Here is a 14,506-nt window from a genome sequence, read left to right as displayed (position 1 = left end):
TCCACAGCCGGCCATCTCCCCTTCACCTGGGCCGACCTGTGGCGATCCGACCCCAACCTCAGCCCCCTGGTTCGATACTGACGCAGCGGGCCACCTTCCTCTTCGCCCTCGCCAGCTCCACCGCCATCCGGGCCCATGCCGACGCCGCGCCACCGATGCCCTCACCATCGCGAGGACACACTCCACCTGACGTACAGTCATTCTCTTTCGTGCACACCGGCAGCATCCGGGGCGACCGCTCCCCATCGGATCTCACGCATGCTTCGCCCGCTCGGCCCTTCGGCCCGGCGCTGTGGCCCGCGGGCGCCGCGGTCATCGATCCGGCGCCGCGCGGCGCAGCCGGCTGCTGTCGTAGCAGTCCGCGCACGCCCGGACACACGACGACGGCGAGAGCGTCAAGGCGTTCAGCGGGCACCTCGTGATGCCCAGCAGTGACGGCCCGACCCGGCGCGCCGTGGATGCGCTCCACGACGCCCTCGGCTGGGCCGCCGCTTCACGCCCTCACGGCCCAGAGGGGCCCCCGGGAGGAACAGAAGCACCGAAAACGCCCCTCGGGCCAACGGATCCAATCCGTCGACCCGAGGGGCGTTTTGCGTTTCGAACCCGATCTGACCTGCGACTACAGCACCTGGAGGTTCTTGCGCAGCTCGAACGGTGTGACCTCGGAGCGGTACTCCTCCCACTCCTGGCGCTTGTTGCGCAGGAAGAAGTCGAAGACGTGCTCGCCGAGGGTCTCGGCGACCAGTTCGCTGCGCTGCATGAGGTCGATGGCCTCGCCGAGGTTCTGCGGCATGGGCTGGATGCCCATGGCGCGGCGCTCGGCGTCGGAGAGGGCCCAGACGTCGTCGTCGGCGCCGGGCGGGAGCTCGTAGCCCTCCTCGATGCCCTTGAGTCCGGCGGCGAGGGTGACGGCGTAGGCGAGGTAGGGGTTGCAGCCGGTGTCGAGCGAGCGGACCTCGACCCGGGTGGAGCCCTGCTTGCCCGGTTTGTACATCGGCACGCGGATCAGGGCCGAGCGGTTGTTGTGACCCCAGCAGATGTACGAGGGGGCCTCGCCGCCGGCGCCCGCGGTGCGCTGCGAGCCGCCCCAGATCCGCTTGTAGGAGTTGACCCACTGGTTGGTGACGGCGGCGGTCTCGGCGGCGTGCTTCAGCAGGCCGGCGATGAAGGAGCGGCCCACCTTGGAGAGCTGGTACTCGGCGCCGGACTCGTGGAAGGCGTTGCGGTCGCCCTCGAAGAGGGAGACGTGGGTGTGCATGCCGGAGCCGGGGTGGTCGGAGAAGGGCTTGGGCATGAAGCTGGCGTGCACGCCCTGCTCCAGCGCGACCTCCTTCATGACCAGGCGGAAGGTCATGATGTTGTCGGCCGTGGAGAGCGCGTCGGCGTAGCGCAGGTCGATCTCCTGCTGCCCGGGGGCTCCTTCGTGATGGGAGAACTCCACCGAGATGCCCATCGACTCCAGCATGGTGATCGCCTGGCGGCGGAAGTCGTGGCCGACGCCACGCGGGGTGTGGTCGAAGTAGCCGGACTGGTCGGCGGGGATCGGCGGGGTGCCGTCACCGGGCAGGTTCTTCAGCAGGAAGAACTCGATCTCCGGGTGGGTGTAGAAGGTGAATCCCTGGTCGGAGGCCTTCTCCAGGGTGCGCTTGAGCACGAAGCGCGGGTCGGCGAAGGAGGGCGAGCCGTCCGGCATCAGGATGTCGCAGAACATCCGCGCGGTGCCCGGGGTCTCCGAGCGCCACGGCAGTATCTGGAAGGTGGTCGGATCCGGCTTCGCGATCATGTCGGACTCGTACACCCGGGCGAATCCCTCGATGGCCGAGCCGTCGAAGCCGATGCCCTCCTCGAAGGCCTGCTCCAGCTCGGCGGGCGCCACTGCGACCGACTTCAGGAACCCGAGCACGTCGGTGAACCACAGCCGGACAAAACGGATGTCACGCTCTTCGAGCGTGCGAAGCACGAACTCCTGCTGCTTGCCCATGGGGACAGTCTCACCTCTGCTCTTTACGTTCGTGTTACGCACGGAAGCACGCGAAAGCGACCGGCGGGAGCGGCTCACGGAGCGGCTGCCCCCATCATGGCGGATCCGTACCGACTTGCCGACCCCTGGCCCCACCCCCGGCAGCCGCGCAGGCCGGGGGTGGGGCGGGCGCGCGGAAGGCGGACGCACCCGCCCGCGACATAACGTCAGTTAGACGATTAGACTCTTTTCATGCCCAATCTCCGTCTCGCCCTGAGCCAGATCGACCCCTGGGTCGGTGACATCTCGCGCAACGCCGATGAGGTGGTGCGCTGGACCAAGCGGGCCGCCGAGGCGGGCGCCCAGCTGGTCGCCTTCCCCGAACTGATGCTGACCGGCTACCCAGTCGAGGACCTCGCGCTGCGCCGGTCCTTCGTCGAGGCGTCCAGGACCGCACTCGTCGAGCTGGCCGAGCGGCTGGCCGCCGAGGGCCTGGGCGAGTTGCCGGTGGTGCTCGGCTACCTCGGCCGCTCCGAGCGGGACGTGCCGCGGTCGGGCCGCCCGGCCGGGTCGCCACAGAACTGCGCGGCCGTGCTGCACCGCGGCAAGGTGGTGAACCGTTTCGCCAAGCACTACCTGCCCAACTACGGCGTCTTCGACGAGTACCGCTACTTCGTCCCCGGCAACCAGCTCTCCGTACTGCGCCTGCACGGCGTGGATGTCGCGCTGGCCATCTGCGAGGACATCTGGCAGGACGGCGGCCGGGTCACCGCCGCCCGCGAGGCCGGCGCCGGGCTGCTGCTGTCGATCAACGGCTCGCCGTACGAGCACAACAAGGACGACATCCGCCTGGAGCTGGTCACCCGCCGGGCCGCCGAGGCGGGCTGCTCGCTGGTCTACCTCAACATGGTCGGCGCCCAGGACGAGCTGATCTTCGACGGTGACTCGCTGGTGGTCGACGCCGACGGCGAAGTGCTGGTCCGGGGCCCGAAGTTCGAGGAGAGCCTGCTGATCCTCGACCTGGACCTGCCCGCCGCCGCCGACCCGACCGACGGGCTGCTGCTCAGCGACGGCCTCCAGCTGGTCCGCACCGACCTCGGCGGCGAGGTGCTGCCCGCCCCCGCCGAGCCCGTCAGCCCGGGCATCGCCCCTCAGGTGAGCGACGAGGCGGAGATCTACCAGGCGCTGGTCACCGGCACCCGGGCGTACGTCCGCAAGAACGGCTTCAAGTCCGTGCTGATCGGACTCTCCGGCGGTATCGACTCCGCGCTGGTCGCCGCCATCGCGGTGGACGCCATCGGCGCCGAGAACGTGCACTGCGTCTCCATGCCCAGCCGCTACTCCTCGCAGCACTCCTGCGACGACGCCGCCGAGCTGGCCAGGCGCACCGGCCTCAACTTCCGCACCGTCTCCATCGCCCCGATGTTCGACGCCTACATGGAGGCCCTCGGCCTGGCCGGCCTGGCCGAGGAGAACCTGCAGTCCCGGCTGCGCGGCACCCTGCTGATGGCGCTCTCCAACCAGGAGGGCCACATCGTGCTGGCCCCCGGCAACAAGAGCGAGCTCGCCGTCGGCTACTCCACGCTCTACGGCGACTCGGTCGGCGCGTACGGGCCGATCAAGGACGTCTACAAGTCGCTGATCTTCCGGCTCGCCGTCTGGCGCAACGAGGAGGCCGTCCGGCGCGGCGAGACCCCGCCGATCCCGGAGAACACCATCTCCAAGCCGCCGTCCGCCGAGCTGCGCCCCGACCAGGTCGACACCGACTCGCTGCCGGACTACGACCTGCTGGACACCGTCCTCGACCTGTACGTCGAGGGCGACCAGGGCCGCGACACCATCGTCGCCGCGGGTTTCGACCCCGAGGTGGTGGACCGGGTGGTGCGGCTGGTCGACACCGCCGAGTACAAGCGCCGCCAGTACCCGCCGGGCCCCAAGATCTCCGCCAAGGGCTTCGGCCGGGACCGCCGGCTGCCCATCACCAACCGCTGGCGCCGGGGCTGACGGTCCGTCAACCCATCGGCCCCGCGGTGCAATTGTCGACAGCGCCGCGGGGCTCGGGCCTCGGTGCCGGCAGGGTGCGGCCCAGTTGCCCGCAGGACGCGGCTCAGTACCGGTAGGACGCGGCGATGGCGCGGTGGTCGCTGCCGTCGGCGGACAGGGTCCACGAGGCGGTGGGCCTGAGGCCGCCCTTGCTCATGATCTGGTCGATCCGGGCCATCGGGAAGGACGACGGCCAGCTGAAGCCGAAACCGTCTCCGGCGGCCCCCTGGGCGGAGCGCATCTGCGAGGTGATCGGGGCCAGGCTCCGGTCGTTCATGGTGCCGTTCAGATCGCCGAGCAGCAGCACCTTCTTCAGGCTGTCGCGCTCGATGGCGTCGCCCAGCGCCTGCGCGCTGACGTCGCGCTGCTCCGCGGTGAAGCCCCGGTCGAACTTGACCCGCACCGAGGGCAGGTGCGCGACGTACACCCCGAGCGGGCCCCGCGGGGTGGCCACGGTGGCGCGGAAGGCCCTGACCCAGCCGATCCTGATGTCCACCTGGGAGACGCCGCTCAGCGGATACTTCGACCAGAGGCCGACGGTGCCCTCCACCGCGTGGTAGGGGTAGGTGGCCGCCAGCCCCGCCTGGTACGTCGGGACGGCCTGCGCGGCCAGTTCCTCCAGGGCGACGATCTGCGCACCCGAGCCGTTGAGCAGCCGGACGGTGCCGGCCGGGTCCCGGTTGGCCGCCGCCACGTTGTGGGTGAGGACGGTGAAGTCGCCCTTGCCGCTGCTCTTGTCGAAGAGTAGTCCGCCGAACAGGTTGAACCAGACGATCACGGGCAGCAGCACCGCCACCAGTGCGGTCACCGAGCGCCGCCACACGGCCATGGTCAGCAGCAGCGGCAGGGTGAGCCCCGCCCAGGGCAGGAAGGTCTCCAGCAGGCTGCCGAGGTTGCCGACGGAGTTGGGCACCGAGGAGTGCAGCGCGAGCAGCCCGGCGAGGAGCACGGCGAGCACGGCGGTGATCCAGCCGCGCCGCCCGGCGGGACGCCAGCCGCGGAACCAGCCGCGGAACCGCGAACGGAACCCGGCGCCGGTGCTTCCCTGGGCGGTGGCACTCGCAGGGGCGGGGGCGTCCCCACCGTCCTCGGCCGCCACTGCCCTGTCCACCTGCGCCATGCCTGATCCTCCGTACCGTCCCCGTCCGACCGAGCTGATGCCGCTTTAGTGGGATTCTCGGATCAGCCTATGCCTGGACAGACGCGGCTATGGTCGCGGGGGGTTGCGGCGCGCAGCTCTCAGTGAGATTCGCCACCGGAGGGGGCCGCCGCGGCCGGGACGGCGGTCGGCGTGGGAGCGGCGATGCCATTGAGGATGGCGTCGACCAGCTGCTCGGCCAGGGCGGGATCGTCCAGCGGCGCGTCCTCCCAGAAGACGGTGCGCAGCAGGATCGGCCCCATCACCACCTCGGAGAGCAGGTCGGCGTCCAGGTCGGAGCGGATCACCCCTTCGGCGACGCCGCGCCGGACCACCTGGCGGACCAGTTCGCGGCGGGGCTCGATCACCTGCTCCTGGTACATCGCGCGCAGTTCGGGCCAGTTGTTCAACTGGCCGAGGGCGGTTTTCAGCACCCAGCGCGAGCGCTTGGCCAGGCCCCGTCGGCGCATGAACTCCATCATCGCCAGGAGCTCCTCGCGCACCGTGCCGCCGATGAGCTGCGGCTCGGGGGCCTCCAGCCGGGCGACCACATCGACCAGCAGCGCCTCCTTGTTGGGCCAGCGCCGGTAGATGGTGGCCTTGCCGACACCCGCGGCCGCGGCGATCCCCTCGATCGAGAGGTCGGCCAGGCCCGCCCCCTCCTCCATCAGTCGCTCGATCGCGGCGACGATCGCCTGCTCCGCCGCCTCGCTGCGCGGGCGGCCCCGCCGCCGGGCGCACGGCTCGGCAGCGGGGCAGTGGGACTCGGCCGGGGTCGCCGGGGCCGTGGTGTCGATCTGCATGGCCTTATTCTCCACAGCCGCTCGAAGCCTTCCGTCTCTCCACCGCGGTCAGCGGCCGCGGTGCCCGTCGTCCTCCTGTCGGGACCGGTACCGCGCCCCCGTTCCGGCCGGCCGTCCATCCCTCCCCGTCGCCTGGCCCGGTCAGACCTCGACGGTCTGCTGCGGCTGGCTCTGGGGCTGCGGCACCTCGCCTGGTCCGGCCTGGGCCTTGCCGGGGAGCATGAACCAGGCGAGCAGCACGCCGATCACCGTGATCCCGGCGGAGAGCCCGGAGACGATGTGCATCGCGTGGATGAACGCGTCCTTGGCCGGGCCGATCAGCTCGGTGTGGTGGGTGCCGTCGGCGATGGCGAGGGTCGCCTCCAGGGACTCCCCCGCCTTGTCCCGCAGCGGGGCGGGGAGGTGGGCGAGCTGGGTGGCCACGCCGTCCCGGTAGGAGGTGGAGAGCACCGCGCCGAGGATGGCGACGCCGAGCGAACCGCCGACCTGGCGGAAGGTGTTGTTGACCGCCGACCCGGCACCGGCCTTCTCGCGCGGCAGCGAGCCCATGATGGCCGTGGTGACCGGCGGCATCACGTGCGCCATGCCTGCGCCCATCACGAAGCCGAGTGCGACCAGCACCCAGATCGAGGTGGTCAGGCCGAGCAGCAGGTAGCCGAGGAAGCCGACCGCGATCAGCAGCATGCCTCCGGCGCAGGTGGCGCGGACGCCGAAGCGGTCCACCACCAGGCGGGCCCGGGGGGCGAAGAGCATCTGGGCGGCGGCCATCGGCAGCATCAGCACACCGGCCTGCAGGGCGCTGTAGCCGCGCACGCTCTGGGTGTAGAAGACGCCGAAGAAGGAGACGCCCATCAGCGCGAAGAAGACCAGGCCGATCACCACGACCGAGCCGGTGAAGTGCATCCGGCGGAACCAGCTGACGTCCAGCGCCGGGTGGTCGGTGCGCTTCTCGTGCAGGACGAACAGGACCAGCGCCAGCAGGCCGCCGAGCAGCGGGCCCCAGGCCTCGAACCTGGTGAGGTCGGCCAGTTCGCCGCCCTTGATGATGCCGTAGATCAGCGCGACCAGGCCGATGACGGAGAGCAGCACGCCGATCGGGTCCAGTCTGCCGGGGCTCGGGTCGCGGGAGTCCGGGACCAGCAGTGACATCGCCACCAGCGCGAGGGCCACGATCGGGACGTTGACCAGGAAGACCGATCCCCACCAGAAGTGCTCGATCAGCAGGCCGCCGGTGATCGGCCCGATCGCGATCGCCAGGCCCACCGCACCGGCCCAGATGCCGATCGCCTTGGGCTGCTCGTGCCGCTCGAAGACGTTCATGATGATGGCCAGCGTCGCGGGCATCACGAACGCGCCGCCGAGGCCCATCACCGCACGGAAGGTGATCAGCTGGCCGGGCGAGGAGGCCAGCGCGGACAGCAGCGAGCCGAGGCCGAACACCACCATGCCGCCGAGAAGGGTCTTCTTGCGGCCGATCCGGTCGCCGAGCAGGCCCGCGGTGAACAGCAGCCCGGCGAAGACCAGCGTGTAGGAGTTGATCGCCCACTCCAGGTCGCTCTGGCTGGCGCCGAGGCCGGTGGGGGCGGGCGAGGCGATGGTCTTCATCGCCACGTTGAGGATCGAGTTGTCGAGGACGACGACGAGCAGGGAGAGCACCAGGGTGCCCAGGATCGCCCAGCGGCGACGGTGTATCGCCTCGGGGATCCGCTGAGGTGCGACTGTGGCCATCGGAGAGTGTTCCCGTCCGTACGAGGATGTGCGGACTTACGAGCCGGCAGCGTCTCGTAACCCCTTGCAAGCCCAGGATAGCCCGCTTTTCGATACGAGACGGTGCCGTATCGTAAAGACTCCGCAAAGGAGGGCCCGGGGAGCGCACCGGCTGTCCGGTCCCCGCCCTTTTGCACCTGCCGAACGGCGTGCAAGCATGGGGGCAGATCCGGGGACGCCGCACGGCGCCACGAGACGACAACCTTTCAGGAGCCTGTTCGATGAACGCTTCTCCGCTTTCGCCTGCCCAGCCGCAGGACGGCACGCCGACCGTCCTCTACGGCGGCGTCACCAACCGCCGGGTGACCGTCCGCGACCTGGCAAAGGCCAAGCAGCACGGTGAGCGCTGGGCGATGCTCACCGCGTACGACGCCCTCACCGCCGGGGTCTTCGACGAGGCCGGGATCCCGGTCCTGCTGGTCGGCGACTCGGCGGGCAACTGCCACCTCGGCTACGAGACCACCGTGCCGGTGACCATGGACCAGATGGTGATGCTCTCCGCAGCCGTCGTCCGCGGCACCAAGCGCGCCCTGGTCGTCGCCGACCTGCCGTTCGGCTCCTACCAGGAGTCGCCCGCCCAGGCCCTGCACAACGCCGCCCGGCTGCTCAAGGAGGCCGGGGTCGGCGCGGTCAAGCTGGAGGGCGGCGAGCGCAGCGCCCGGGCCATCGAGCTGCTGGTGGAGGCCGGCATCCCGGTGATGGCCCACGTCGGCCTGACCCCGCAGTCGGTGCACGCCTTCGGCGGGTACCCGGTGCAGGGACGCGGCGACGAGGCCGCGCACCAGCTGTTGCGGGACGCCAAGGCCGTGCAGCAGGCCGGGGCGTTCGCGGTGGTGCTGGAGGCCGTACCGGCCGAGCTGGCCGGCCAGGTCACCGAGCAGCTGGCGATCCCGACCGTCGGCATCGGCGCGGGTGCGGCCTGCGACGCCCAGGTGCTGGTGTGGACCGACTTCGCCGGGATGACGGCGGGCCGGGTGCCGAAGTTCGTCAAGCAGTACGCCAACCTGCGGGCCGTCCTCGGGGAAGCCGCCCGCGAGTTCGCCGCCGAGGTCGGCGCGGGCACCTTCCCGGCGCCGGAGCACACCTTCAAGTGACGCCCGGACACGGCGAGTCGACCCTCCGGGCGGGGGTGAGCGGCTGAGCGGGCGGGGAACCGGTGCAGCGACCGGGCACTCGGTTCCCCGCCCCGATCCGCCACCCGACAGCGCGATGACGGTGGCGGCAGCAGGATGACAGCGGGCTGACAGGCGGCCCGGGCAGCCTGAGGGCATGACACGCATCGACAGCACCCCGAACGAGCGGGGGCCCCGCAGCGGCAACGCCGTCGAGGTACGCGGGATCGTCAAGCACTACGGCGAGACCAGGGCCCTCGACGGCGTCGACCTCAGCGTCAGGCAGGGCACCGTCCTCGGTGTGCTCGGCCCGAACGGCGCCGGCAAGACCACCCTGGTGCGCATCCTCTCCACCCTGATCAAGCCCGACGCCGGCACCGCCTACGTCGGTGGCTACGACGTGCTGCGCCAGCCCAGGCAGCTGCGCCGCACCATCGGCCTGACCGGTCAGTACGCCTCGGTGGACGAACTGCTCTCCGGCTACGAGAACCTCTACCTGATCGGGCGGCTGCTCGACCTCTCCGGCCGGGAGGCCAAGGCCCGCGCCGCCGAGTTGCTGGAGCGCTTCTCGCTCACCGAGGCCGCGGGACGCCCCGCCAAGACCTACTCGGGCGGCATGCGGCGCCGGCTCGACCTGGCCGCCAGCATGATCGGCCGCCCCAGGGTGCTCTACCTCGACGAGCCGACCACCGGTCTCGACCCGCGTACCCGCAACGAGGTCTGGGACGAGGTGCAGCGGATGGTCGCCGACGGCTCCACCGTGCTGCTCACCACCCAGTACATGGAGGAGGCGGAGCAGCTCGCGCACGAGCTGACCGTGATCGACAAGGGCCGGGTGATCGCCAACGGCGGGGTCGACGAGCTCAAGGCCCAGGTCGGCGGCCACACCCTGCACGTGACGCCGGTGCAGGCCGCCGAACTACCCGAGATGGCCCGCTGCCTGCACCAGGCCGGCATCACCGGCGCCACCATCTCCACGGACGCCGGTGTGCTCACCGTGCAGATCACCGACGACGGCCAACTCACCACCGTGGTGGGCGTGCTGGGCACCCGGGGCTTCGGCATCGCTGCCATCGACACCAAACTGCCCAGCCTGGACGAGGTGTTCCTCACCATCACCGCCAAGCCCGCTGCGGCCACCGCCCCGACTCTCGCGAAGGAGCCCGTGGCGTGACTGCCGCCCTCTCGTACGAAACCACCGACTCCCGGATCGGGCTCGGCGCCCATCTGCGGCACATCGGTGCGCTGACCCGTCGCAACCTGATGCGGATCAAGGCCGACCCGGAGTCGATCCTGGACGCCGTACTGGTCCCGATCATCTTCACGGTGCTGTTCGTCTACGTCTTCGGCGGCGCGGTCTCCGGCGGCCAGCACCAGTACGTCCAGTACATGATCCCGGGACTGCTCGGCACCACCGGGCTCAACCTGGCGATGGCGGTGGGCACCGGGCTGAACAGCGACTTCCAGACCGGGGTGATGGACCGCTTCCGCACGCTGCCGATCGGCCGGGCCTCGGTGTTGCTCTCCAAGATCGCGGCCGAGACCTGCCGGGGGCTGCTCTCCTTCACCATCCTGATCGGCTTCTCGATGGTCCTCGGGCTGGAGATCACCGGCGGCTTCCTCAACCTGCTGGCGGCGGTGGGCCTTTCGCTGCTCTTCGGGATGTCGATCGTCTGGGTCTCCATGCTGCTCGGTATGTCGCTGCGCAGCGCCCAGGCCGTCCAGGGCGTGTCGATGCTGGTCATCGCGCCGCTGCAGTTCGGCAGTTCGATCTTCGCGCCGCCCACCAGCATGCCGGGCTGGCTGCAGGCCTTCACCCACGTCAACCCGCTGTCCGCACTGGCGGACGCCTGCCGGGCGCTGATCAACGGTCAGGGCGCGGTGGCCCACCCGGTGACGATCGTCCTGATCTGGTCGGTGGCGATCACTGCCGTCACCGCCCCGCTGGCGGTGGCCAGGTTCCGCAAGCGGACCTGACCGGAGCGCGGGTGCCGGAGTCCGACCAGCCGTCGGGCTCCGGAACCCGCGCACGGTCGCTCAGGACCCGGACCCGTCCGGATCGTTCATCATGGCGGCCGCCTCGGCGAGCGTGAGCCCGCCGCCCTCGGCCAGCCCCTCCTGGTAGGCCCGGTCGCCGATCAGGGCGCGCAGCCTGCGCTCGCCCCGGTCCTTCTCCTGCCGCTCCAGGTACGAGCCGAGCGCGCCGTGCAGGGTCTGGTACGCGCCCATCAGCACGGCCGCCCGCCTGGCCACGGCCGAATCCCCGCGCAGCTCGGCGACCGCGGTCAGCACCCCGACGGCCGGCAGGACCAGCATCACGGTCATGTGCTCGGCGAAGACCCTGACGCCGCTCTCCACCGAGTTCACCAGCCTCCGCGCCTCCCTGAGCAGGTCGAGACCGGCCTCGGGATCACCGCTCAGCGCGGTGATCCAGGCCCGGATCGAGGTCACGATGCCCTGGAACACGTTCGGCACCATCGGGCCGAACACCTGCCGGTCGCCCTTCAGCCGGTCCAGCTGGTCCAGCGCCTCGGCGTAATCCCCGCGCGCGGCGCTCAGGTTGCACAGCAGCAGGCACCCGTACAGCGTCGCTCCCTCGTCGGCGCCGCGTCCGGTCGCGGTCTCCCCCAGCGCCTCCCGGATCAGGCGCTCGCCCTCCGCCACATCGGTGTCCAACAGGGCTTCGCCCAGGCGTATCCGGAGCATCGGGATCTCCTGCGGCGCCTCCAGTTCCCGGGCCAGTTCGATGGCCCTCCGGTACGCCTCGGTGGCACGCGCGCTGTCGCCCTGCTTCAACAACGTCTCGCCCCTCGCGGACAGCGCCTCGGACATGCCCCAGCGGTCGCCGATCCGGGTGAACAGCTCCAGTGCCTCGCCACCGTCGCGGATCGCCTGGTCGAGGCCGCCCGACCAGTCGTTCAGCATCCGGGAGCGGATCTGCAGGATGAACGCGAGGTCGCCGTCTCCGCCGTGGCGGCGGCAGCCCTCGACGGCCTCGTCCAGCATCGGCCGCAGCCGGCCGAACTCACCGGCCGGGAAGGCCGCGAAGACCCGGTGCAGCACGGGGAGGCGGAAGGACTGCGGCAGGTCCGGGGTGTAGGCCGCGAGTACCCGCCGGGCGAGATCGGTGGCCCCCGGATCCCCGAGTATCTCCATGTTGCCGCTGAACATGGCGACCAGACGGTGCAGATGGACCTGCCGCCGGGCCTCCTGGAGCAGGTCAGGCGGCATCGGCGGCGGCGCGTCCAGCGGATCGGCCGACAGCGGGACGGGCCTCGGCGCGTCGTCGGCGTACGGATCCGGGGCGAGCGTGCCGACCGCCTCGTACCAGCCGCAGGCCTCGGTGCGGTAGTCCCGCAGCGCCCAGAACCAGCTCATCCCGAGCGCCAGGACGAGCGCCTCCTGCTCCTCGCCACCGTCCACCGCGCGGCGCAGCGCGGCGCGGATGTTGTCCTGCTCGCGCTCCAGCACGGCCAGCCAGTGCAGCTGGTCCGGACCGTGCAGGTGCCGCTCGGCGGTGCGGACGAGCTCGCGGAAGCAGCGGATGTGCCGGAGCGCCGTTCCCTCGTCGGCCCCGCCCGCCGACATCGCCTCGGTGAGTCGTTCGGCGGCGTACTCGTGGATGGTCTCCAGCATCCAGTACCTGGTCTCGGTACCGAGGCCGGCCACGATCAGCGACTTGTCCACCAGCGAGAGCAGCAGGTCGGCGACCTCCTCCCGGGGTACCGTTACTTCTCGATCGCCTCCGGACGCTCTGACCGGGTGCCGACGGCCTCCCCCCGCATTCGGCGGGGTACCCTCGGCTCCCGGGGCAGCGTCGGCGCAGACCCGTTCGGCGTCCTCCAGGGTCCACCCGCCGGCGAACACGGAGAGCCGGCGCAGTACGGCGCGCTCGCGCGTGCTCAGCAGGTCCCAGCTCCAGTCGACCACCGCGCGCAGGGTCTGCTGGCGCGGCAGCAGCGTGCGGGAACCGGCGGTGAGCAGCGCGAACCTGCCGTCCAGGCGGTCGGCGAGCCGGCGCGGCGTCAGTCCCCGCAGGCGGGCGGCGGCGAGCTCGATGGCCAACGGCAAGCCGTCCAGCCGGCGGCAGATCTCGGCGCAGGCCTCGGGGTCCTCGGCGGGATCGAAACCGGGCCGGGCGGCGGCACCGCGCTCGGCCAGCAGTCTGAGCGCCACCGGGTCGGGCAGCGGCTCGACCGGCCGCACGCTCTCGCCGGGCACCCCGAGCGGCTCCCGGCTGGTCGCCAGGACGGTCAGCCCGGGGCACTCGGTCAGGAGCCGGTCGGCCAGCTCGGCGGCCGCCTGGATCAGGTGCTCGCAGTTGTCCAGCACCAGCAGCATCCGGCGCTGCGCGCAGTGCTCGACGATCCGCCGCACCGGGTCGTCGGTACGGGCCGCCTCGGCGACCGCGCCGCCGGTGTGCAGCACGGTCTCCCGCAGGCCGAGCGCGGAGAGTACGGCGGCCGGTACGTCGCCCGGGTCCTCCAGCGGGGCGAGTTCGGCGAGCCAGACACCGTCGGGCCAGCCTTCGGGGGTGCCCGGCGCGCCGGTGGCCGCGATCGCGGCAGCGGCCTCGGCGGCGGCCCGGCCCGCCTCGACGGCCAGGCTGGTCTTGCCCGAGCCCCCGGGGCCGGTGAGAGTGACAAGCCGGCTCGCCGTCAAGGCGCGCTCCAGGGCGGCCAGTTCGGCCTCCCGTCCGACGAAGCTGGTCAGCCGGGGGCGCAGATTGCCGGCCGGGCGCAGGGCCGTGGGCCGCCGCTGCTCCCCGGCGGCCGGTATGGGCGGGTGCGTCGCGAAGCCGTACGCGGCGGGCGGGACCTGCGGCGCCGCTGGTCCGGGGGTGGTGGGGCGGAGCAGTTCGCGGTGGACGGCCTGGAGTGCCGGGCCCGGGTCGGCGCCCAGCTGTTCGGCGAGGACACGTCGGGCCCGCTCGTACTGCTGGAGGGCCTCGGCCGTCCGGCCGCTGTCGTTCAGGGCGCGGACCAGCAGGAGCTGCAGCTGCTCGTCCAGTGGTCGCTCCGCGCAGAGTTCGGCCAGCTCGGCCGTCAGCTCGGCGGCCCGGCCGAGTTCGAGTTCGGCGCCGATCCGGCACCTGCGGGCCTCCTCGCGCTGGGCCTCCAGCCGGGCGGCCGGTCCGCCGCGGTCCGGCAGGTCGGCCAGCGCGGGGCCGCGCCAGAGGCCGAGGGCGCGGCCCAGCCGCTCGGCGGCGCGGGCGTGGTCGGCGGCGGCCGTGGCCTGCCGGCCTTCGGCGAACAGCCGCTGGAACTCCCCGAGGTCGGTGTTCCGGCCGGTCAGCCAGTACCCGGCCGGGCCGGAGCCGACCTCGTCCCGACCGACGGTGCGGCGCAGCCGCCCGACCAGGGTCTGCAGGGCGGCGGCACAGTCCTGCGGCGGTTCGGCACCCCAGACCTCCTCCACCAGCAGGTCCGTGGGGACGGGCCGCCCCTGCCGCAGCACCAGCGCGGTGAGCAGCGCGCGCAGCCGGGCGCCGCCCAGCGGGACGGCGGTGCCGTCCTCCCGATGGGCGGTGGTCGTTCCGAGGATGCCGTAGTGCACGGGGACCATTCTGGTGGACACCCGCAGCGGCGCACTCCTGTTTACCGGTCACCCCGCAGGCCCCGGCGGACCGGGACCCGCGGTTCGGCGGGGGCGCGCCCCGACCGAGCCGCGGGTGTGGAACCCT

The 14,506-nt window shown here is 71.8% G+C and carries 9 protein-coding genes; 4 read left to right on the top strand and 5 right to left on the bottom strand.

Annotated elements, in window-relative coordinates; translation table 11 throughout:
* Positions 1-619: 619 nt before the first annotated feature.
* Positions 620-1,981 (bottom strand): type I glutamate--ammonia ligase, encoded by a 1,362-nt coding sequence (gene glnA, locus ACZ5ON_RS00630; protein ID WP_344634197.1) that lies wholly within the window; start codon positions 1,979-1,981, stop codon positions 620-622.
* A gap of 231 nt (positions 1,982-2,212) precedes the next feature.
* Here glnA and ACZ5ON_RS00625 point away from each other — a divergent pair, with 231 nt between their 5' ends.
* Positions 2,213-3,964, top strand: coding sequence for an NAD+ synthase (locus ACZ5ON_RS00625; protein ID WP_465582846.1), 1,752 nt, complete (start codon positions 2,213-2,215; stop codon positions 3,962-3,964).
* A gap of 103 nt (positions 3,965-4,067) precedes the next feature.
* Here the strand turns inward: ACZ5ON_RS00625 and ACZ5ON_RS00620 are convergent, their stop codons facing one another.
* The 3 genes from ACZ5ON_RS00620 to ACZ5ON_RS00610 form a co-directional block, all read right to left on the bottom strand.
* Complete coding sequence (locus ACZ5ON_RS00620) at positions 4,068-5,123, bottom strand: endonuclease/exonuclease/phosphatase family protein (RefSeq protein ID WP_465582843.1); 1,056 nt, start codon at positions 5,121-5,123, stop codon at positions 4,068-4,070.
* Positions 5,124-5,242: 119 nt separating this feature from the next.
* Positions 5,243-5,944: a TetR/AcrR family transcriptional regulator gene (locus ACZ5ON_RS00615; RefSeq protein WP_465582840.1), complete on the bottom strand. Its 702-nt coding sequence runs from the start codon at positions 5,942-5,944 to the stop codon at positions 5,243-5,245.
* A gap of 141 nt (positions 5,945-6,085) precedes the next feature.
* Positions 6,086-7,672: an MFS transporter gene (locus tag ACZ5ON_RS00610; protein ID WP_465582836.1), complete on the bottom strand. Its 1,587-nt coding sequence runs from the start codon at positions 7,670-7,672 to the stop codon at positions 6,086-6,088.
* 260 nt (positions 7,673-7,932) lie between these two features.
* On the opposite strand from ACZ5ON_RS00610, the gene panB reads away from it, so the two are divergent.
* The 3 genes from panB (at position 7,933) to ACZ5ON_RS00595 (ending at position 10,800) form a co-directional block, all read left to right on the top strand.
* Positions 7,933-8,805 (top strand): 3-methyl-2-oxobutanoate hydroxymethyltransferase, encoded by an 873-nt coding sequence (gene panB / locus ACZ5ON_RS00605; RefSeq protein ID WP_465582833.1) that lies wholly within the window; start codon positions 7,933-7,935, stop codon positions 8,803-8,805.
* 175 nt (positions 8,806-8,980) lie between these two features.
* Complete coding sequence (locus ACZ5ON_RS00600; protein ID WP_465582830.1) at positions 8,981-9,997, top strand: ATP-binding cassette domain-containing protein; 1,017 nt, start codon at positions 8,981-8,983, stop codon at positions 9,995-9,997.
* Entirely contained in the window at positions 9,994-10,800 is an 807-nt protein-coding gene (locus ACZ5ON_RS00595) for an ABC transporter permease (protein WP_465582827.1), read from the top strand. Before ACZ5ON_RS00600 ends, ACZ5ON_RS00595 begins: the two co-directional genes overlap by 4 nt.
* A gap of 60 nt (positions 10,801-10,860) precedes the next feature.
* On the opposite strand, the gene ACZ5ON_RS00590 is transcribed toward ACZ5ON_RS00595, so the two are convergent.
* The gene (locus ACZ5ON_RS00590; protein ID WP_465582822.1) at positions 10,861-14,400 is read right to left on the bottom strand and encodes an AfsR/SARP family transcriptional regulator; all 3,540 of its coding nucleotides are present in this window, start codon (positions 14,398-14,400) and stop codon (positions 10,861-10,863) included.
* Positions 14,401-14,506 lie beyond the last annotated feature (106 nt).

The sequence above is a fragment of the Kitasatospora sp. NPDC032150 genome (genome assembly GCF_055579945.1).
The sequence above is the reverse complement of the archived record's forward strand: the minus strand, read 5'-3'. Positions and strand labels throughout refer to the sequence as shown.

Bases quoted from the DNA above. Each gene is read 5' to 3' on its own strand.
- glnA (WP_344634197.1), bottom strand. From the start codon at position 1,981: ATGGGCAAGCAGCAGGAGTTCGTGCTTCGCACGCTCGAAGAGCGTGAC.
- ACZ5ON_RS00625 (WP_465582846.1), top strand. From the start codon at position 2,213: ATGCCCAATCTCCGTCTCGCCCTGAGCCAGATCGACCCCTGGGTCGGT.
- ACZ5ON_RS00620 (WP_465582843.1), bottom strand. From the start codon at position 5,123: ATGGCGCAGGTGGACAGGGCAGTGGCGGCCGAGGACGGTGGGGACGCC.
- ACZ5ON_RS00615 (WP_465582840.1), bottom strand. From the start codon at position 5,944: ATGCAGATCGACACCACGGCCCCGGCGACCCCGGCCGAGTCCCACTGC.
- ACZ5ON_RS00610 (WP_465582836.1), bottom strand. From the start codon at position 7,672: ATGGCCACAGTCGCACCTCAGCGGATCCCCGAGGCGATACACCGTCGC.
- panB (WP_465582833.1), top strand. From the start codon at position 7,933: ATGAACGCTTCTCCGCTTTCGCCTGCCCAGCCGCAGGACGGCACGCCG.
- ACZ5ON_RS00600 (WP_465582830.1), top strand. From the start codon at position 8,981: ATGACACGCATCGACAGCACCCCGAACGAGCGGGGGCCCCGCAGCGGC.